This window comes from Rhodococcus sp. IEGM1428, from assembly GCF_050321865.1.
Classification (GTDB): Bacteria; Actinomycetota; Actinomycetes; order Mycobacteriales; family Mycobacteriaceae; genus Rhodococcoides.
In genome coordinates this window covers 75,816-95,104 of sequence record NZ_JBNQFW010000003.1, presented here as the reverse complement: position 1 = coordinate 95,104, position 19,289 = coordinate 75,816, and the positions used below count along the sequence as shown (strand labels likewise).

Sequence of the window (19,289 nt, the reverse complement as noted above, 5' to 3'; positions counted from 1 at the left end):
AACAGCCGAATCTCTAGCCGAACATCCTTCGGATCGAGCTGCCGAAGGGATGTTTTGCGGTCACCGAGCCCAACCGAACCTTGCCCGACACCACAAGATGCAGCGGCCCATAGGGCGGTCCGGTACGGACCTTGTTGGTGGCGCTGCCCGCCACCGTGTCGACACCGTTGAGGTCGACGGTCGCTTCGGTAGGCACGATCAGTGTCACGGTGCTGCAGTAGTCGTCGACGTGTATCTCGACCACCTGCGTCGACATGACTGCCTGGGTGAAGTCGAGCGTCACCGTGGACATGCGGGTGGAGACGCGCAGGCTCGGCGGCACGTTCCAAGGTCCCTTGCGGGTGACGGTGGACATGGTGCCGCGCAGTGTGTCCGACGCGCCGCCGCCGTGCCCCCAATGTTCCTGAACAACACGGCGTGGAGGCTGTTGTGGGGTCGGCGCAGCGAAGGGTTTCGGTGCCGGGCCATGCTCCTCGGCCAGGTGCATACCGGGCAGGTCGACGAGAACCGAGTTCAGCTCACCGCGCGTCTTCGACGCCAGGGCGGTGTCCATTCGCTCGGTGAACTCACCGAGCGAGAGCATGCCCTGCCCCACGGCGCGTTGCAGCAATTGCCCGACGTGTTCACGTTCGGCATCGGACACTCGCAGATCCCTTGCCTCCATGCACTCAGGGTAGCGAAGATCTCAGGCTGCGCGACCGCCGAGAACCGACAGCATTCCGGACACCGATGCGGGCCAGCCGAACTCCTCGGCACGCAACCTGGCGGCGATACGACGGCCGTCCACCGGCAGTTCGAGTACTCGCTCGATCTCCGCAGCGAACCCGTCGGCAGTGTTCTTCGAGGATCCTCCGCAGTGCGGGGTGACGATCTGCGCCAGCGCCGAGGTCTCGGAGACGACGACGGGTGTACCTGCTGCCAGTGATTCCAGCGCGGCGAGTCCGAACGTCTCGTGTGGGCCGGGGGCAAGAGCGATGTCGGCCGAGGCCAACAGCGCGGCGACGGTCGACCGGCCGGTGACGAAGCCCAGGAAGTCCACCGGGAGGCCTCGGGCGCGTCGTTCCAGGCCGGCCCGGCGGGGACCGTCGCCGGCAATGACCAATCGAGCACGTATGCCCGAATCATTGAGTGCAGCAAGCGAATCGATACTTCGCTCGACGTGCTTCTCCACCGACAACCGGCCGCAGTGCACCAGCAGACGATCCGCGTTGCCCAACCATGCCGACCGATCACCCACGTGCCGACGCCGCGGATGAAACAGGTCGAGATCCACCCCGAGTGGCACCCGATGCACGTTCTGAACCCCGATGCGCTCGAACTCCTGTTGCGCGAACTCGGTGGTGCACACAACGGCGTCGTACTGCTCGGCGGTGCGGCGGTTGGCCAGATCGGCAATGGGACGCGCACAACGCATCGGCATCGTCTGTGCCAGCAGCCGGTCGAGGCGTTCGTGCGAAATCATCACGCTGCGTACATCCCGCCGCGCGGCCCAGCTACCCATGCCGCGCAGCGTCAGCCGGTCCGATACTTCGATCACGTCCGGCCGCAGCCCGGACGCCACCGCCGACACTCGGCGTGGGTCGGCAACCCGGTAGCCGCCGGTGCACGGGATCTGCGGGGCGGGCACCTCGATGCGCACCACCCCCGAGGGCAGCAGTTCCTCGCTCCACTGCGCTCCCGGCACGATCAGCGTCACCTCGTGGCCGCCGGCGACGTAGCCCGATCCCAGCTGGTCGACGGCCGTCCGCAAACCCCCGGACCGCGGTCCGTAGAAATTGGCCACCTGCACGATGCGCACCCGACCAGTCTTCTCATCCGCGCGTCCACCGGGCACCGCAGCGATGGACAGTGGCCTAACCCTCGCGAAATTTCTGTGTGGGGATCGCTACCAGCGGGTAGGTGGAACAGATGCGAGTGACACTGCAATCCACCGGAAACGCCGCAGCGCCCGAGGTCTGGGAGCGCTACATGGAGCCGACGGCATGGAAAACCTGGGCTCCCCAGATCATCGGCGTCGAATATCGTGGCGAGCGACTCACCGCGGACAGCACCGGCCGAGTGCTGGGGCCGCTGGGATTACCGATCGACTTTCGGGTGCATTCGGTCGACGAGCGCTCGTGGACCTGGGCATGGTCGGCATGGTTCCAGAACCAAGCCATCGGAGTCGACCTGACGCACGGCGTCGTCTCACGCCCCAACGGGACCAGGGCCTGGCTGACGATCGACGGTCCTATGCCCCTCGTCCTGCCGTACGTACCGGTCGCCAAGTTCGCGCTCGGCAAACTGTGTGCGCAGTAGCGCTACTCGGAGCGCGTGACGGTCTTCTCGTCGAATTTGTCGGCCACATGGGTCGGCTCGGGCGTCGGTAGAGAAGGCTCGTCACCCGATCCGTCGAGATGGCCGTCGAACTCGTCGACCGCCTCGTCGCGCTCGGCACCGGTCTGATCGAGATCGGCGTCGACGCCCTTCGAGTGCTGTGCCGGGTCGACGGTGGTGTCCACTGCTTTGTTGTCGGTCATGGGGTCAAGAGTGCCCGTCGGCCAGGGACGCAAACCCCTACAGGCCCTTCTCGATGGCGTAGCGAGTCAGTTCGACACGGTTGGCCAGCTGCAATTTCCGCAATGTCGCCTGCACATGGTTCTCGACGGTGCGGTGACTGAGCGTCAATCGCGTCGCAATCTGCTTGGCGCTCAAACCCTTTGCCACCAGTCGCAATACCTCGGTTTCCCGGTCGGTCAGCGTGGGGCGCGTATCGGATTCCGGTTCGGGCGACGACGACATCCGCCGGAACTCCCCGAGTACCAGGCCCGCGAGACCGGGAGTGAACACCGCTTGCCCGGCTGCGGTGGCGCGGACGGCGTCGAACAGCTCCTCCGCCGATGCACTCTTGACCAGGTAACCCGTCGCGCCCGCCTTGATCGCGTCGAGCACATCGCTGCGTTCGGCAGAGGCCGAGAGCACCAGGATCTTGGTCTCGGGCGACGCCTCCAGGACGGCCACGGTGGCGTCGGCCCCGTTGCCGTCGGGCAGATGCATGTCCATCAGCACGACGTCGGGAGTGGTGGCTCGGGCGCGGCGTCCGGCAGCGGCGACGCCGTCCGCGGTGGCGACGACCTTGAATCCGGCGGCCTCGAGATCTCGCGCGACGCCGTCACGCCACATCGGGTGATCGTCGACGACCATCACCGCGATCTCGGAATTCGTTTCCTCTGTCATCGAAGTCCCTTCGTTCTCGGAAGACGAATCTCCCATTCGGTCCCCTCGCCGTCGGCGGTGTCGAGTACTGCAGTGCCACCGAGGGATTCGACGCGGCCCAGAATGGATTTCGACACACCCATCCGGCCCTCGGCCTCGGCGGCGGCGAGCCGTCCGTCCGGGATTCCGTGGCCGTCGTCGCGGATACTGACGATCAGCTCTCCGTCGACGTCCTCGAGCAACACGTACGCCTTGGCCTCGGAACCTGCGTGGAGTTCGACGTTGGACAGCGCCGTCGCCACCACCGCGGCGAGTTCCTCGGCCACTTCGGATTCGACGAGCACCGGATCGGCCGGAGTGGAGACGGAGACAGCAGTACCGGCCTGCGTGCGCAGCAACGCGCGCACGTCCACGATCGAACCGGTGTGATCATCGCGCGGAGCGGCCTGTTCCGAGATCAACACGCGCAGCGCGACTTCCTGCTCACCGGCAAGATTCGCGAGTTCTGCAGCAGGCCCGCCTATTTCGAGCCCTCGGCGGCGCACGAGGGCCAGTACCTGCAGTACCCCGTCGTGCACCTGCCGGGCGAGTCGTTCACGTTCCTCGGTGATCGCGGCCGATCGGGCTGCGCGTTGCAGCTCCTCGTGAGCGCGCCGGGCAGTGTTCGACGCCATTCCCAGCGCCAGCCCGGCCGAGAGCAATACCGGGGCGGTGGCATCGGACCAGAGGTCGGAGTCGAAGCGATCGCGAACGAGCGCGCTGACCACCGACATCACGACACCGGATGCAATCCCTCCCTTGGGGCCCAACAGGATTGCCGCGGAGATGACGGCATTGGTGGCCCACAACGTGGTGGGCAGGGTTTGGCGGGTGCTGTACCAGTCGTAATCGGCCACCAGCCGCGTCGAGGCCATCAGTGCGATGACGATCACCTGATCGGCGAGCACCACCTGCCACCGTGGCAGCGATGCGCGCGCGAGCATCAACGCCGATGCCCCGGACCACACGGCCATCAGGGAAACGAACACCCAGCTCAAGCGAGGATTGGTGTAGTTGTCGACGGTGGCGACCTGGTAGCTGACGGCGTAGACGAGGGTGATCAGGCGAAAGGCCTGCGAGGCCCGCCACAGCGGGGTGTCGGGATCGGACGAGGTGAGCGTGGTCCGCACCCGATCAGCCGTCCGCATCGGTGTTCTGGTCCGGAATCTTCAGTTCTCCCTTGGCAAGTCGATCGGGCTCGTCGGCACCGGGAGGTGTGTGCGGATCACTCGCTTCGGCCGCGTACAGCGGGTCGGTCGGTTCGAGTTCCTCGTAGACCTCCTCCGGATCGTCGGCGAGCAGCGACCGCACAGCGGTGTTGAGCACTGCGACGATCGGAACTGCGAGCAGGCCACCGACGATGCCGGCGAGCAGAATTCCGACGGTGATGGACAGCACCACCGCCAGTGGATGCAGCCGTACCGCGCGTCCGAGCAGAAGTGGTTGCAGCACATGCCCTTCGAGCTGCATGACGGCGACCACGATGCCGAGGGTGATGACGGCGGTGATCAGGCCCTTCGTCACCAGGGCGATGAACACGGCGACGAATCCGGTCAGCACGGCACCGATGATCGGGATGAACGCGCCGATGAACACCAACGAGGCCAGTGGGAGAGCCAGCGGTACACCGAGAATGGCGAGACCGGCGCCGATGCCGATGGCATCCGCGGCCGCCACGGCAACCGTCGCGCGGACGTATCCCACCAGAGACCCGAAACCTTGAATGCCCGCGGTGCGGATCTTCCTGCGGGCTCCGGTCGGCGCGAGCCGGGTGACGAACTGCCAGATCTGATCGCCGCCGTACAGGAAGAAGATGAGCGTGAACAGTGTCAACAGTGCGCCGGTGAGAATCTCACCGATCACCGCGGCGGTCGTCAGGGCTCCGCTGGTGACGGCTTCCTGATTGTCCTGAATGACCTTGACCAGGTTGTCGGTGGCCTGCCGAATCTGGTCCTCGCTGATGTGCAGCGGTCCGTTGCTGAGCCATTCCTCGACGCCGTTGATCGATTGGGTGAACTGATCGCCCACCTGCGGCAGACCTTCGATGAACTGCTCGACGATGAAGGTCATGATCCCGGCGACGACGCCGATGCTGGCAATGATCACGATGATCACCGCGACGGCCCGCGGCACTCCGCGTCGATGCATCCAGTCGACGACCGGCACGAGCATCGCCGACGCCAACAGTGCAAGACCCAACGGAATGACGACCGTGCTCAGCTTCGCCACGACGTACGCGAAGGTGATGAATCCGGCGAACAGGACAAGTATTCGCCACGTCCATTCCGCCCCGACCCGCACCAGCGGGTGCACCGAATCTGCCGCCGAAGTGGGGCCCGGGGACGCCCCCGTACCTTGCGCCCGCAACTCGTCGGTGCTCACCCGCTAAATTTAACCTGTGCTGGCATCTTTCCGAGCGGTCTCGCTCACTCTGAAGAGTCGCTGGCCGCTCTATATGTTCTCGATGCTCATCGCCAATGTCTTCGGGGCCGTGCTCGTGTTCGCGTTCGTGCGCTACGGCCTGCCCATCCCCGAATCACAATCGATCGTCGCCGATCGTGTCCGCAATGTGTACATCTTCGGGGCCTACCTGGGTGTCGCCCTGGTGGTCAGCCTGATCTACGCGTACACACTGCTGCGCTCGGTCATCAGGTGGCAGCTCCGCGGTGGTCCGCCCACCCGCAAGGAACAGATGACGACGCTGCACGCGCCGTTGCGTCAGGCGATCGTGCACCTGATTCTGTGGATCATCGGCGGCATCATCTTCGTGTTGCTGACCATCGCGGAGATGCCGTCACTGTCGATCGCAGTCATCGTCACCGTCGGAATGGCCGCGACGGTCACCTTCGGATTCACCTACATGCTCGGCGAGCGCATTCTGCGGCCGGTCGCGGCGATGGCTCTGAGCGAGGGCCGCTTCGATCGCACGATGACGCCCGGCGTCGGTACCCGCATGGCCATGACGTGGGGACTGGGAACGCTGATGCCCGTCATCGGCATCATCCTGCTGTGCGCCACCCAGCTGACCACCGATCTGGTGTTCTCCCCCAACGCCCTCGCCGTCGCCATCATCCTGCTCAGTGTTCTCGCCATCGTGCAGGCATTCGTCCTGTCGATGCTCACCGCGAGCCAGATCTCGGACCCGATCAGCCAGCTGCACAGCGCTATCGAACGCGTTCAGCGCGGCGAGACCGACGTCGAGGTCGACGTGTTCGACGGCAGCGAGATCGGGCGCCTGCAGGTCGGCTTCAACCGCATGATGGAGGAATCCGCCGAACGACGCGTCCTGCGGGAGCTGTTCGGCCAGCACGTCGGCGAGGACGTGGCGCGTCGCGCATTGCAGTTCGGAACCGAACTCGGCGGCGAGACACGATTCGTCGCGGTGCTGTTCGTGGACATGGTGGGCTCCACCGCCACCGCCTCCGAGCGCCCACCGAGCGAGGTCGTGGTGTTGCTCAACGAGTTCTTCCGCGTCGTCGTCGATGTCGTCGGGCGTCATCACGGCTTCGTCAACAAATTCATGGGCGACGCGGCCCTCGCGATATTCGGAGCCCCACTCGATCGTCCGGACGCCCCCACCGCCGCGCTCGCCGCCGCCCGTGAACTGCGATTCGCACTGAACGAGATCACCGGCCTCGACATCGGCATCGGCGTCTCGGCGGGTCTTGCCGTCGCCGGCAACATCGGAGCCTCGGAACGCTTCGAGTACACCGTCATCGGAGACCCGGTCAACGAGGCATCGCGACTCACCGAGCTGGCGAAACTGCGCCCTGGACGTGTCCTGGCGTCGACCTCGGCCCTGTACTTCGCCGACGACGAGGAACAGGAACAGTGGGAGTTGGGAGACCAGGTTCAACTGCGTGGTCGACGACGGGCCACCCACCTGGCCTGGCCGGTCGAGTATCCCGACGCCACACCCGGCGACGGTTAGTCTGACAAGGTGCCCGACCCCAGCTCCACCCGCGGACCCGGAGTGCGGCGTCCGCGAAACCGGCTCCGGTGGCTCAAGTGGATCGCTGGAATCGCCCTGGTTGCGCTGCTGGTGGGCGAGGCGATCTACCTGTGGCCGCGGCTGCACGAATCCTGGACCGCCGTTCGCGAAATCCACTGGGGTTGGCTGGCGGCCTGCATCCTCGCGCAGGCAGTGTCGCTGAGCGCATTCGGCCGAGTACAGAAACAACTACTCGACGCAGGCGGCGTGAAAGTACGTCAGCGAAAGTCCGTGGCGGTCATCTACGGCAGTACCGCGATGGCGCTCACCCTCCCCGCCGGGCAGGTCTTCTCGACGGCGTTCACCTATCGCGAGACCCGTCGCTGGGGCGCGAGCCCGGTGGTGGCGTCGTGGCAGTTGGCCATCTCCGGCGTGATCGCCGCGGCGGGACTGGCCGTGCTCGGGGTGGCCGGAGGATTGGTCGTCGGCAGCTCGTTCAACACGTTCACCGTGGTGCTGCCGATCGCCGGAGTCATCGCGATCGTCGTCGCCGTCCGCTACATCTCGAATCACCCGCAGTCGATCAAGACCGTCGCGCGCTGGGGACTGCGTCGCTACAACGCGTTCCGAAACCACGAGCTCGATGCCGGGGCCGAGGGCATCGACAAGATCATCGGTCAGATTCAGTCCGTCCAGCTCGGCAAACGCGACGGGGCGCTCACGCTGTCGTGGTCGGCGGTACATCGACTCGGCGACGTGGCGTGCCTGGCGTTCGCGTGCTTCGCCGTCGGCGCGGATCCACGACTGTCCGGTTTGCTCATCGCCTTCGCAGCGGGCAAAGCCGTCGGATCCGTTCCACTCGCGCCGGGCGGCCTGGTTGTCGTCGACGCCACCCTCATCGCGTTCTTGACCAGCGCTGCATCGATCACCGCGTCGCAGGCGGTCGCATCGGCGCTGGTCTATCGCGGGGTCAGTTTCATCCTTGTCGCCATCGTCGGGTGGATCGTGTTTCTGGTGCTCTTTCGTAAGCATCAGCACGCCGATCTCGAATTCGACATTGCGCTCGAACAGCAGGAGACCGCCGAGCTGCGACGCACCGAGAACAGCCGGGACGGGAAGGGCGATCCGGAGCCGGCATAAACGCAGACGTTCAGTGGCGTTCGTCACTTTCCGTTCACCCGGAATATATACGGACCCCGGTCCGCTTGTGTACTATGAGCATTGAAACTTCAACCCACTAGGAGACACCATGACCACCGCCATTGCACTTCCCGAGCTCACCGCAGGCACCTGGGCCATCGACGCAACCCACTCCACCGTCGGATTCACCGTCCGCCACCTGGTGGTCAGCAAGGTCCGCGGCCGTTTCCAGGCCTTCACCGGCACCATCACCGTCGCTGCCGACGGCACCCCGTCCGTCGACGCCGAGATCGACGTCACCTCGATCACGACCGACAACGCCCAGCGCGACGGCCACCTCAAGACCGCCGACTTCTTCGAGGTCGAGAAGTTCCCCACCGCAACGTTCAAGTCCACCTCGGTCAAGGCCGACGGCGGAGACTTCATCGTCACCGGTGACTTCACCCTCCACGGCGTCACCAACTCCATCGATCTCAAGCTCGAGTTCAACGGCGTCAACGCCGGTATGGGCAACGGACCGGTCGCCGGCTTCGAGGCCAGCACCGTCATCAACCGCAAGGACTTCGGCATCAGCATCGACATGCCCCTCGAAGGCGGCGGCGCAGTCGTCGGCGACAAGATCACGCTGAACCTGGAAATCGAAGCCGGACTGCAGGCGTAATCCTCCCCCGCTTCACCCCTCCCCCCTTCGGATCAATGCGGCTTTGTTGCAGTCCAAGCGACTGAAACCCACATTGATCCGCGGCGGGAGGCCCACTGAACGGCCCGTATCGCATTCGCGGTACGGGCCGTTCGCTGTCGGTGTCTACAGTGGGGCGCGTGAAGTTTCGATCCCCCGTAGTTGCTGCCGTCCTCGACCTGCTGATGGTCTTGCTCTTCGCCGCGATCGGCCGTCGCAGCCATGCCGAGGCCAACGCGCTGTCCGGCCTGTTCCACACCGCCTGGCCGTTCGTCGTCGGTGCGGCCATCGGCTGGATCGTCACATTCGCGCTGTACCGCAACAAGTTCGACGCGTTCCTCATCGTCCCGACGGGCATCGTCGTGTGGGTGATGACGGTCGCTCTCGGCATGGTCCTGCGTGCGGTGACCGGGCAGGGAACAGCTGGGTCGTTCATCGTCGTGGCAACCCTGTCCACCGCGGTTCTGCTGCTCGGCTGGCGCGCGCTGGCGAAGTTCGTGCCCAGCGTCCGCTGACTGAAGAGTTCGTCGAGATCGGCCTCGGCGCGATAGGATCATCCACGGTGCGCCGGGAAGTCTGGTCGGCAACTGTTCTGTGCTGCGCACATGCCCTTCGACTCGACGGGTTCGCACGGCACGACGTTGCTACCGAAAGGCTTTGCCACTGTGTCTGATTCACCGAGTCCGACTGGTTCATCCACACCGAAAGCGCGATTGCCGCTGTTCTCTCGCGGCTCCTGGTCCGAGGCCGACCGCGTCGCGCAAATTCTCCGCAAGGAAACCGTCGGTGGCGCATTGCTCCTCGTCGCCACTCTCGTCGCGTTGATCTGGGCCAACTCACCCTGGTCCGCGGCATACGACTCGCTGATGAGCACCCGCGTCGGGCCCTCGGCACTGCATCTCGATCTGACGCTCTCGACGTGGGCCGCCGACGGGTTGCTGGCCATCTTCTTCTTCGTCGTCGGACTCGAGCTCAAACGCGAATTCGTTGCCGGTGATCTGCGCGATCCGGCACGCGCCGCATTGCCGGTGGCCGCGGCCGTCGGCGGAATGATCGTTCCCGCAGTCATTTTCGTCTTGTTCAATCTCGGTACCGGGGACGGCGCTCTGCTCGGCTGGGCGATCCCGACGGCAACCGACATCGCGTTCGCCGTCGCCGTTCTCGCGGTGATCAGCACGCATCTTCCGACCGCGTTGCGCACCTTTCTGCTGACCCTGGCTGTAGTTGACGACCTCCTGGCCGTCAGTGTCATCGCGATCTTCTACACCGACGACATCAACTTCGTCGCGCTCGGACTGACGCTGATTCCGCTTGCCTTGTTCGCCGTTGCCGTGCAGATGCGCGTCCGCTCGTGGTGGGTTCTCATCCCGTTGGCCGTGGTGACGTGGGTGCTCATGCACGAGTCCGGCGTCCACGCCACCGTCGCGGGCGTTCTGCTCGGCTTCGCCGTCCCGGTGATCCGCAGCAAGGCCAACGGCGGCCCCGAAGCGGGCCCCGGTCTCGCCGAACACTTCGAGCACAAGATTCGGCCCATCTCCGCGGGAATCGCGGTGCCGCTCTTCGCCTTCTGCGCTGCCGGCGTCACAGTCGGTGGATTCTCCGGTCTTCGCAGTGCACTGACCGATCCGATTGCCATCGGCATCATCGCCGGCCTCGTCATCGGCAAGGCCATCGGCATCTTCGGCACTACATATCTCGTATCCCGTTTCACCAGGGCGACGTTGGACGCCGGTCTGAAATGGCTCGACGTCTTCGGTGTCGCGATGCTCGCGGGTATCGGCTTCACCGTGTCGCTGCTGATCGGCGACCTCGCTTTCGGCGAAGGAACTCAGCGCGACGATCATGTCAAGGTCGGGGTGCTGACCGGTTCGATCATTGCGGCCACCATCGCATCGATCATTCTGCGAACCCGCAACAAGGCGTACCGGGACTTCTACATCGAAGAGACACGCGACGACGACCACGACGGCATCCCGGACGTGTATCAGAACAAGAAGTAGCGATCGGTGGTATCCGGACCGATACGATGACACGATGAGTCCGTGAGCGGAACCGTGCGCGAACTGTTGACCCGGCACATCGATGCCGGACTGATGCCGGGGGCGGTAGCACTCCTGGGCGGCCCTGATGCGGAACCCATCGCGGTCGGATCATCGGCGGTCGGCGGTCAACCGATGTCAATCGACGCCATCGTCCGGATTCAGTCGATGACCAAGATCGTCACCAGCGTGGCCGCCCTGCGGCTCGTGGAGGCGGGCCGGCTGACGCTGGACGACGACGTCGTGCCCTGGCTTCCCGAACTCGCGGGCCGCCCCGTGCTCACCCGTCCCGATGCCGCACTCGACGACACTGTTCCTCAGGACCGACCGATCACGTTGCGGCACTTGCTCACCAACACCAGTGGGTACGGAATTCAGATGGGAGACACCCCGCTGGCCCGGGCGATGAGGGACAACGACACGGAAGCAGGATCCGCGCCGTCTCCGCTCGGCGCGGACGCGTGGTTGGCACGCATGGCGGATCTTCCGCTGGCTTTTCAGCCCGGTGCTGGGTGGCGCTACCACCACGGCTTCGCGATCCTCGGCGTCCTCGTCTCCCGCATCGTCGGCCGGTCTCTGCAGGATCACCTCCGCGACGACCTGTTCGGGCCACTCGACATGCCCGACACCGGACTGTGGGTACCGACCGACCGGTGCCATCGCTTGACGGCGGCCTACCGGTTCGAGGACGGGTCGTTGATCGAAACCGAACCCGCCGCAGGCGGGCCCTACGCGGGACCGCCCCCTGTCGACGTGAGTCACGGCGAGTTGGTGTCCACGGTGACCGACTTTCACCGCTTCCTTCGCGCGATCGCGACGTCGGTGTCGACCGAGCACCTGGAGCTGATGACACACGACCAGGTGCCTGCGTCGATCAAGACCGACGAGAGTTTCTACCCCGGCTTCTGGCCGGGTACGGGGTGGGGTTTCGGCGTCTCGGTCGTCACCGAAGGACATCACCTCGGTCGGTACGGCTGGTCTGGCGGGCAAGGCACCGATTTCTTCGTCGACCCGGACGGGACCATCGGCATCTTGCTGACGCAGACCGAACTGAGCGAGGCCACCTTCGCACTGCTGTCGGAGTTCCAGGAACTGAGCTGAGTCTGACGACGGCACCTACAGTGGTCGCCGTGATCGAGAACCTGTTTCGGCCGTGACGCAGCCGTTGGCCCGTCGACTCGGGCTGTTCGACGCCATCGTCATCGGTGTCGGTTCGATGGTCGGGGCCGGAGTGTTCGCGTCGTTCGCCCCCGCTGCGGCCGTTGCAGGTGCGGGCCTGCTGATCGGTCTTGCCATTGCCGCGGTCGTGGCGTTCTGCAACGCCACCTCGTCCGCGCAGCTGGCCGCCCAGTACCCGACCTCGGGTGGCACGTACATCTACGGTCGTGAACGACTCGGCGAGTGGCCGGGGTTCTTGGCCGGGTGGAGCTTCGTCATCGGCAAGACCTCGAGTTCGGCGGCCATGGCTCTGGTATTCGCGGCGTATGTTGCACCTGCCGGATACGCCGAACTCGTTGCGGTGCTTGCCATTATCGCGTTGACCGCGGTGAACTACTTCGGCATCACCCGCACGGCCATGCTGACGAAGATCCTCGTCGCTGCCGTGCTGACCGTCCTTGTCGTGGGAGTGGTCCTGGGCCTGCAAGGCTCTTCCGCGGCGGCCGTCGGCGGGTTCGGCTCGTTCACCGAGAACGGGTGGTACGGCATTCTGCAGTCGGCGGGGCTGCTGTTCTTCGCCTTCGCGGGCTATGCGCGTATAGCCACGCTCGGCGAGGAGGTCGTCCGACCCGAACGCACCATTCCGCGTGCCATCGTGTCCGCCCTCGGTATCGCATTGCTGGTCTACGCGGTGGTTGCGTTGACACTGCTGTCGGTTCTCGGCCCCGATCTCCTGGCCTCGTCGTCTGCCCCATTGATCGATCTCGTTGTCGCTTCGGGTCATTCGTGGGCGTCGCCACTGATGCGGATCGGTGCCGGCCTGGCCGCGCTGGGGGCTTTGCTGGCACTGATCGCCGGCATCGGACGCACGTCGCTGGCAATGGCCCGCCACGGCGATCTGCCGTCGTATCTGACCGCGGTCCATCCGCGCTATTCGGTTCCGCACCGGGCCGAGATCACGCTCGCCGTGATCGTCGTCGTGCTGGTCCTGGTGGTCGATCTGCGTGACGCCATCGGCTTCTCGTCGTTCGGGGTCTTGCTCTACTACCTGGTGGCCAATCTCAGCGCGTATACCCAGGATGCGCAGCATCGCCGCTACCCACGTGTCCTGCCGGTGATCGGCAGCATCGGATGCGTTGTTCTGATCGCCACGTTGCCGGTGTCGTCCGTCGTCGTCGTCGTCGGAACCATCGTGGTCGTGCTCGGTGTCCTCTACCGAATAGGCCGACGACTGTTCACTTGACCGCTGATTCGACAAACGTCAATATAGACGAATGTCGAATCAAGAACGGTCGTCCCCCGATGGTGACTGCTGCTCGCCGCTGATCCGCGAACCCCTGAACGCCGATTGGGCCGGAGATCTGGCTCGAATGTTCAAGGCACTGGGAGATCCCGTGCGGCTTCGCCTACTCAGCCTCGTCGCCAGCCACGCCGGCGGCGAAGCATGTGTCTGCGACATTTCCCCCGCATTCGACCTCTCCCAACCCACCATCTCCCACCACCTCAAGGTCTTGCGCGAAGCCGGGCTGCTCGACTGCGAGCGCCGCGGCACCTGGGTCTACTATTGGGTGGTTCCTACTGCGCTGCAACAACTGTCGTCGGTTCTCAGTTCGGCCGACCCGACGGCGGCGATGGCATGAGCACATCGACCGAAACTGCCGTAGTCGGCAAGCTCTCCACCCTCGACCGGTTCCTGCCCGTGTGGATCGGCGTGGCCATGGTCGTGGGGCTGCTCCTGGGACGCATGATCCCTGGGCTGAACGACGCCTTGTCGTCCATCTCGATCGACGGCGTCTCGCTCCCCATCGCCATCGGCCTGCTGATCATGATGTACCCGGTACTGGCCAAGGTGCGCTACGACCGTCTCGACACCGTCACCGGCGACAAGCGACTGCTGATCGGCTCACTGCTCCTCAACTGGATCCTCGGCCCGGCCCTGATGTTCGCTCTCGCTTGGCTTTTTCTCCCGGACCTGCCCGAGTACCGGACCGGGCTGATCATCGTCGGTCTGGCTCGATGCATCGCGATGGTCATCATCTGGAACGACCTCGCCTGCGGAGACCGCGAAGCCGCCGCCGTGCTGGTGGCGATCAACTCGGTGTTCCAGGTGTTCATGTTCGCCGTTCTCGGGTGGTTCTACCTCTCGGTCCTTCCCGGCTGGCTCGGACTCGAGCAAACCGCCATCGAGGCGTCGCCCTGGCAGATCGCGAAATCAGTACTCATCTTCCTCGGGATCCCGCTGATTGCGGGATTCGCGTCGCGCTTCTTCGGTGAACGCGCCAAGGGCCGTGCGTGGTACGAGGAGAAGTTCATCCCCAGGATCGCCCCGTGGGCGCTGCACGGTCTGCTGTTCACCATTGTCATTCTCTTTGCGTTGCAGGGTGATCGGATCACATCGCAGCCGCTCGACGTAGTGCGCATTGCGCTGCCACTGCTGGTGTACTTCGCGGTGATGTGGGGCGGCGGCTACGCCCTCGGTGCCGCGATGGGTCTGGGCTACGAGCGCACCACCACCCTCGCGTTCACCGCTGCAGGCAACAACTTCGAGTTGGCGATCGCCGTCGCCATCGCGACCTACGGCGCGACATCCGGGCAAGCGCTCGCCGGAGTCGTCGGACCACTCATCGAGGTGCCGGTACTGGTGGGCCTCGTCTACGTCTCACTGGCACTGCGTAAACGCTTCTCCCCCAGCCTTTCCACGACCACGTCATCCAAGGAATCCTGATGTCCGATACACCCAGTGTGCTGTTCGTTTGCGTCAAGAACGGCGGCAAGTCTCAGATGGCGGCCGGCCTGATGCGCAAGGCCGTCGGCGATTCGGTAGAAGTTCACTCGGCGGGAACGAAGCCGAGTGGAACGGTCAACGCACTCTCGGCCGAGGCCCTCCTCGAAGTCGGCGTCGACATCTCCGGTGAACAACCGAAGCCGATCGACCCGGAGTTGTTGTCTCGCATCGACTACGTGATCACCCTCGGCGGCGAGGTGAAGGTCGATCCCATCGACGGCCCGACCTTCGAGAACTGGAACACCGACGAGCCGTCCGAGCGCGGTATCGACGGGATCGAACGAATGCGCCTGGTGCGCGACGACATCGCCGCTAGGGTCGAGGAGCTCGCGTCCCGATTGCGCGGCACCAACGGTTGACTCGAATGACTCCGGAGGTGGTGGTGATCGGCAAGATGAAGCCCTCGACTACATCTCCTGGGAGAGAAAGAGTTCGGTGAGCCGGCGTTGTGATTCGTCGAGCCACTGACGGTAATGCCCCATTGCGCAGTGATCGTCGTCGGGATACAGGATCACTGCGCCGTTCGGAGCGGCGTCGGCGAGGTCGACGCTGTCCTGGGTGCTCATCAGGGTGTCGTTGTCGCCGTTGATCACCAGCAGCGGCATCGGAATGTCGGAGTAACGGTCCTGGATGGACATAGCGGACAGTTTGCGCTCGAGGTCCAGTAGATGTCGAGCGCCGAGTGTTTCGGCGAGTGCGTGGAGAATGATCTGCGGCGTCCCCAGCGCCCCACCGGTGAATGAGCGGTGCGTAGGTGCTCCGCACGCGATGGCACCGGCGATGCGGTGGTCGGTGGCGGCCAGGCGGGCGGTCCAATATCCACCGAAGCTGACCCCCACCATGGCGATCCGCTGGGGGTCCAGTCGATCGTCGGCCACGAGGTGGTCGATGACCTCGTGATAAATCGCTTCGGACTGCGGGCCCATGGGCTTGGTGTACGCGTAGCTGCCGGGCATCTCCATCAGGAACATCGCCATGTCCGAGTTGCGATATCGCAGCTGCGGTATCGCCAGTTCCTGGGCGGTGCCCTCGAGCCCGTTGGTGGTCAGCACAACTGGGTGGGGTCCCGGTCCGGGCGGCAGAACTAGATAGCCGGCGACGGTTTCGCCGCCGGAGACTGCGATCTCGACGAGCTCGACGGTGAGGTTCAGCAGTGGGGCCACGGCGCTGATGAGGACGTCGAACAGCTCTCGTGAGCGCCGATAGGCTTGCATACGCTGCTCACTGTGACCGGGAAAGGCACTGACCTGGTAAAAGGTCATCGCCTTCGCCCAGGCGTCGAGTGCCCGGAAGGCTGTCGTGGCACGGAGTCGATCGACCGCGGGTGCGTGGGTGGTCACCAGGTCGGTGATTGCGCTCGAGCTCGGTTGTGGACCGTGGTCGGCAAACAGTGCCGCTGCGGGGGCAATCAGATCGGCGAGATCGGCGAGGGCCTCACCGTCTGCGACGGTCGCGGGTGTGCCGATATCCGGGACGGTTCCGGAGGTGTCGGCGGCGAGGTCGCGGAGCAGTCCGGTGGCATGGTCGGCATGACTGGACGCGATGCTGTTCCAGTAACCACACCAGCGGTCATCTCGGAACGATCGAATGCCACTCAACTGGTGGGCAAATTCGGTGCGGTCGAGCCCGCCCATGTTGGCGTAGCGCAGGGCGAACAGCGCGGGCAGAAACGGTGCCACGCCGGTCGCGCGCGCCGCAAAATCGGTGGTGCGCGTGATGGCGCAGGCGGTGACGAACATCTTCTGCAACACATTGGCCCCGGTCATCGTGGTCTTTCCGTCAGATCCTGTTGGTGATGCTCGTATTACGACGGGCGAATCGAACTGCGGCGGTGAGGGCTCCCACTTCCTGCATTCGGACCCTCCACTCTTTCGGAACGATCGTTCCGAGGCTAGCATCGAACCGCCCTACACGGAACACTCGTTCCGTCATCGAAAGGAATGGTGTGGTGAAACTGCGACGGATACGGACCGCGGACGGACTGCAGCTGCAGAGTTCGCCCACAGGTGAGTCCTGGCAGCCGACACTCGACCGGTCGGCCTTGGGCGGGAGCGTTTTCGATTCCGAGTGGGAACTGGCCCGCGCCGATGAACACCTCGAGCACAGTGCGCTGGTATTACCGTTCCAACCGGCGTCGTTCCGAGATTTCATGCTCTACGAACAGCATGTTCTCGACGCAAGTCGGGGCTTGCTCCGGCGTTTCCATCCGAAGCAGAGCCGGGCAGTTGCCGCCGCCGAAGCGCTGACCCGACGGCCCTTTCCGCTGCTGCGCCCCAAGCCGCTGTTCTACACCCAACCCATCTACTACATGTCCAATGCGCTCACTTTCGTCCCCTCGGGGACGGCGCTCGCCGCCCCGTCCTATGCGAAAGCCCTGGACTACGAACTCGAGATCGGCTTCGTCCTGGCACGGAGTTTGTTCGACGCCACCGCGGACCAGGCTCTCGACGCCATCGGAGCGTTCGTCGTCCTGAACGATTTCAGTGCCCGTGATGTCCAGCGCTCCGAGATGAGCAGCGGATTCGGGCCACAGAAGTCCAAACACTTCGCGACCTCGCTCTCGGAAGTGGCCGTCACCGCCGACGAAATCCTGCCCACCATCGACTCCTTGCAGGGAACGGTCACCATCGACGGCACCACAGTGTCCACCGTCTCGAGCGCCGGGATGCAGCACACCATCGGGGAAGTCCTGGCGCATGCATCCCGCAGCGAGATACTCCGGCCCGGTGAATTGTTCGCCACCGGCACCCTGCCCGGCGGCAGCGGGATGGAAACCGGACACTGGCTCACACCCGGGTCCACCGTCGAACTCAGCATCGACGGGATCGGCAGCATCAGCCACGTCATACTCGATTCGTGACGTTCTCCGCCCCCGAAGACCCGCCTGCTCGCTCGAAACGGGACGCCAATCGCGCCGAACTCAAGACCCGGTTGCTCGACTCAGCCGAGGAACTCTTCGCCGACCGCGGCTACTTCGGTGTCGGTGTCCGCGATATCACCGACCGCGCACACACCCGATTGGCCTCGGTCAGTGAGCAATTCGGCGGTAAAGAAGCACTCTTTCAGGCCGTGCTGGCTCGACGCATCCGCCCTCTCAACGACGATCGGCGCGCCCACCTGTCGGCGCTGCCGACGCGTGGAACCCAGCCCGCACGTCTTCGTGCACTGATCGACGCGTTCACCGAACCGATGCGTCGCCGTGCCGGTGATCGCGGATGGGACAACTACTTTCGGCTCATCGCCCAACTCTCGAACTCGGGCAACCCGATCGGACGCCTGATCGTCGACGACTTCAACGCCATCGCCACCGATTTCATGACCCAGATGCACGCACTGTTCCCAGATGCGAACGAGGTGGCAATCCACGACGCGTACCTGCATCTGGTCGCCGCCGCGATGCACACCTACTCCAACAATCTCCGGCTCGACAGTCTCACCGAGGGTCGCATGCATGCGCGCGACATGGATGAACGCCACCGGGCGTTGCTGCGCTTCGCCGAGGGGGGCATCACCGCGACGGTGACTCGTTCTGCATCCGACTCACCGTCGTACCGTCGCCGAGGAGTCACTCAGCCGAACGCCTGATACCCCAGCCATCCCGCGAGTCCGACACCCAGAATTCCGACACCGATGCGCAGAATGATCGGCGAGATCACCTTGACCGTCGGTGGCCCGCAGGCTCCGCCGACGAAGCATCCGATCGCGAGTGCGAGCGCGGCCAGCCAGTGCACCTGGCCGGAGAACGAAAAGATGATCGCAGCAATGAGATTGGCGATGCCGAGAAAGAAGCTCTTCAGAACGCTTGCGCGCCAGAAGGTATCCGACGTGCAGATCAGCGCCAGCGCGAGGAAGATGACGCCGGCTCCGGCACCGAAGTAGCCACCGTAGATCGCGACGGCGAACAGCGCCAAGGGGTAGAGCGTCGGAAACTGTTTGCCTCCGGACAACTTTCGGATGCTCGGTTGCAGCAGCAGTGCAACGGCCGCCATCGCCACCAGGAACGGCACCACTACCTCGAACGAACCGTCAGGCGTGTTGAGCAACAGGATCGCGCCAGTGGTGCCGCCGAGCGCGGAGTAGATCGCGTAGCGAACAAGCTGCTTGCCGTCCTTGGCCAGCTCGGCCGACGAACTCGCCGTCGCTCCGACGCCGGCAGCGACGAGCGCCACCGTGTTCGTCACGTTGGCCGACACCGCGGGCAAGCCCACCGCCAGCAGCGCGGGATAGGAGACGAGCGAGGCGAGCCCGGTGACGAACCCGATGAGGCCGGCGAAGAACCCGGCCACCACCAGTAATCCGAAATCGAGCACAGTCACCGAACAA

General features: G+C 64.8%; 21 protein-coding genes. 13 read left to right on the top strand and 8 right to left on the bottom strand.

What is annotated here, in order from left to right:
- Positions 1 to 13 precede the first annotated feature (13 nt).
- Both ACQR3T_RS15225 and ACQR3T_RS15220 read right to left on the bottom strand, forming a co-directional pair.
- The gene (locus ACQR3T_RS15225) at positions 14 to 664 is read right to left on the bottom strand and encodes a DUF1707 SHOCT-like domain-containing protein (protein WP_428693986.1); all 651 of its coding nucleotides are present in this window, start codon (positions 662 to 664) and stop codon (positions 14 to 16) included.
- Positions 665 to 685: 21 nt separating this feature from the next.
- The gene (locus ACQR3T_RS15220) at positions 686 to 1,798 is read right to left on the bottom strand and encodes a glycosyltransferase (protein ID WP_037171171.1); all 1,113 of its coding nucleotides are present in this window, start codon (positions 1,796 to 1,798) and stop codon (positions 686 to 688) included.
- Between the two features lie 110 nt (positions 1,799 to 1,908).
- Here ACQR3T_RS15220 and ACQR3T_RS15215 point away from each other — a divergent pair, with 110 nt between their 5' ends.
- Complete coding sequence (locus ACQR3T_RS15215) at positions 1,909 to 2,298, top strand: hypothetical protein (protein ID WP_032405807.1); 390 nt, start codon at positions 1,909 to 1,911, stop codon at positions 2,296 to 2,298.
- 2 nt (positions 2,299 to 2,300) lie between these two features.
- Here ACQR3T_RS15215 and ACQR3T_RS15210 read toward each other — a convergent pair whose 3' ends face one another.
- Genes ACQR3T_RS15210 through ACQR3T_RS15195 form a run of 4 tightly spaced genes read right to left on the bottom strand, consistent with a single transcriptional unit; the run spans position 2,301 to position 5,616 of the window.
- Positions 2,301 to 2,519, bottom strand: coding sequence for an autophagy-related protein 2 (locus ACQR3T_RS15210; protein ID WP_428693985.1), 219 nt, complete (start codon positions 2,517 to 2,519; stop codon positions 2,301 to 2,303).
- A gap of 37 nt (positions 2,520 to 2,556) precedes the next feature.
- Positions 2,557 to 3,183: a response regulator gene (locus tag ACQR3T_RS15205; RefSeq protein WP_428694396.1), complete on the bottom strand. Its 627-nt coding sequence runs from the start codon at positions 3,181 to 3,183 to the stop codon at positions 2,557 to 2,559.
- A gap of 29 nt (positions 3,184 to 3,212) precedes the next feature.
- On the bottom strand, positions 3,213 to 4,382 hold the full coding sequence (gene macS / locus ACQR3T_RS15200) for a MacS family sensor histidine kinase (protein ID WP_428693984.1): 1,170 nt from the start codon (positions 4,380 to 4,382) through the stop codon (positions 3,213 to 3,215).
- Complete coding sequence (locus ACQR3T_RS15195; protein ID WP_428693983.1) at positions 4,369 to 5,616, bottom strand: AI-2E family transporter; 1,248 nt, start codon at positions 5,614 to 5,616, stop codon at positions 4,369 to 4,371. The genes macS and ACQR3T_RS15195 overlap by 14 nt, the downstream gene beginning before the upstream one ends.
- A gap of 73 nt (positions 5,617 to 5,689) precedes the next feature.
- Here ACQR3T_RS15195 and ACQR3T_RS15190 point away from each other — a divergent pair, with 73 nt between their 5' ends.
- The 10 genes from ACQR3T_RS15190 to ACQR3T_RS15145 all read left to right on the top strand — a co-directional run bounded on the left by ACQR3T_RS15190 (position 5,690) and on the right by ACQR3T_RS15145 (position 15,325).
- The gene (locus tag ACQR3T_RS15190) at positions 5,690 to 7,165 is read left to right on the top strand and encodes an adenylate/guanylate cyclase domain-containing protein (protein WP_032378364.1); all 1,476 of its coding nucleotides are present in this window, start codon (positions 5,690 to 5,692) and stop codon (positions 7,163 to 7,165) included.
- A 9-nt stretch (positions 7,166 to 7,174) separates the two neighbouring features.
- The gene (locus tag ACQR3T_RS15185) at positions 7,175 to 8,305 is read left to right on the top strand and encodes a lysylphosphatidylglycerol synthase transmembrane domain-containing protein (protein WP_032377543.1); all 1,131 of its coding nucleotides are present in this window, start codon (positions 7,175 to 7,177) and stop codon (positions 8,303 to 8,305) included.
- A 109-nt stretch (positions 8,306 to 8,414) separates the two neighbouring features.
- On the top strand, positions 8,415 to 8,966 hold the full coding sequence (locus tag ACQR3T_RS15180) for a YceI family protein (RefSeq protein WP_037171099.1): 552 nt from the start codon (positions 8,415 to 8,417) through the stop codon (positions 8,964 to 8,966).
- 158 nt (positions 8,967 to 9,124) lie between these two features.
- Positions 9,125 to 9,499 (top strand): DUF3054 domain-containing protein, encoded by a 375-nt coding sequence (locus tag ACQR3T_RS15175; protein WP_428693982.1) that lies wholly within the window; start codon positions 9,125 to 9,127, stop codon positions 9,497 to 9,499.
- Positions 9,500 to 9,649: 150 nt separating this feature from the next.
- Positions 9,650 to 10,984, top strand: a complete 1,335-nt coding sequence (gene nhaA, locus ACQR3T_RS15170; RefSeq protein ID WP_428693981.1) for a Na+/H+ antiporter NhaA — start codon at positions 9,650 to 9,652, stop codon at positions 10,982 to 10,984.
- Positions 10,985 to 11,026: 42 nt separating this feature from the next.
- Positions 11,027 to 12,124: a serine hydrolase domain-containing protein gene (locus ACQR3T_RS15165; RefSeq protein ID WP_428693980.1), complete on the top strand. Its 1,098-nt coding sequence runs from the start codon at positions 11,027 to 11,029 to the stop codon at positions 12,122 to 12,124.
- 52 nt (positions 12,125 to 12,176) lie between these two features.
- On the top strand, positions 12,177 to 13,424 hold the full coding sequence (locus ACQR3T_RS15160) for an APC family permease (protein ID WP_428693979.1): 1,248 nt from the start codon (positions 12,177 to 12,179) through the stop codon (positions 13,422 to 13,424).
- 31 nt (positions 13,425 to 13,455) lie between these two features.
- Positions 13,456 to 13,821 (top strand): ArsR/SmtB family transcription factor, encoded by a 366-nt coding sequence (locus ACQR3T_RS15155; protein WP_428693978.1) that lies wholly within the window; start codon positions 13,456 to 13,458, stop codon positions 13,819 to 13,821.
- Positions 13,818 to 14,906, top strand: a complete 1,089-nt coding sequence (arsB, locus tag ACQR3T_RS15150) for an ACR3 family arsenite efflux transporter (RefSeq protein WP_428693977.1) — start codon at positions 13,818 to 13,820, stop codon at positions 14,904 to 14,906. Before ACQR3T_RS15155 ends, arsB begins: the two co-directional genes overlap by 4 nt.
- Complete coding sequence (locus ACQR3T_RS15145; RefSeq protein ID WP_428693976.1) at positions 14,906 to 15,325, top strand: low molecular weight phosphatase family protein; 420 nt, start codon at positions 14,906 to 14,908, stop codon at positions 15,323 to 15,325. The genes arsB and ACQR3T_RS15145 overlap by 1 nt, the downstream gene beginning before the upstream one ends.
- 48 nt (positions 15,326 to 15,373) lie before the next feature.
- On the opposite strand, the gene ACQR3T_RS15140 is transcribed toward ACQR3T_RS15145, so the two are convergent.
- On the bottom strand, positions 15,374 to 16,732 hold the full coding sequence (locus ACQR3T_RS15140) for an alpha/beta hydrolase family protein (protein ID WP_428693975.1): 1,359 nt from the start codon (positions 16,730 to 16,732) through the stop codon (positions 15,374 to 15,376).
- Between the two features lie 182 nt (positions 16,733 to 16,914).
- Between ACQR3T_RS15140 and ACQR3T_RS15135 the strand changes: the two genes are divergently transcribed.
- Both ACQR3T_RS15135 and ACQR3T_RS15130 read left to right on the top strand, forming a co-directional pair.
- The gene (locus ACQR3T_RS15135) at positions 16,915 to 17,826 is read left to right on the top strand and encodes a fumarylacetoacetate hydrolase family protein (RefSeq protein ID WP_428693974.1); all 912 of its coding nucleotides are present in this window, start codon (positions 16,915 to 16,917) and stop codon (positions 17,824 to 17,826) included.
- Positions 17,823 to 18,551, top strand: coding sequence for a TetR/AcrR family transcriptional regulator (locus ACQR3T_RS15130; RefSeq protein WP_428693973.1), 729 nt, complete (start codon positions 17,823 to 17,825; stop codon positions 18,549 to 18,551). The genes ACQR3T_RS15135 and ACQR3T_RS15130 overlap by 4 nt, the downstream gene beginning before the upstream one ends.
- On the opposite strand, the gene ACQR3T_RS15125 is transcribed toward ACQR3T_RS15130, so the two are convergent.
- The gene (locus tag ACQR3T_RS15125; protein WP_428693972.1) at positions 18,536 to 19,282 is read right to left on the bottom strand and encodes a sulfite exporter TauE/SafE family protein; all 747 of its coding nucleotides are present in this window, start codon (positions 19,280 to 19,282) and stop codon (positions 18,536 to 18,538) included. The two genes, ACQR3T_RS15130 and ACQR3T_RS15125, sit on opposite strands and share 16 nt — an antisense overlap.
- Positions 19,283 to 19,289: the final 7 nt, after the last annotated feature.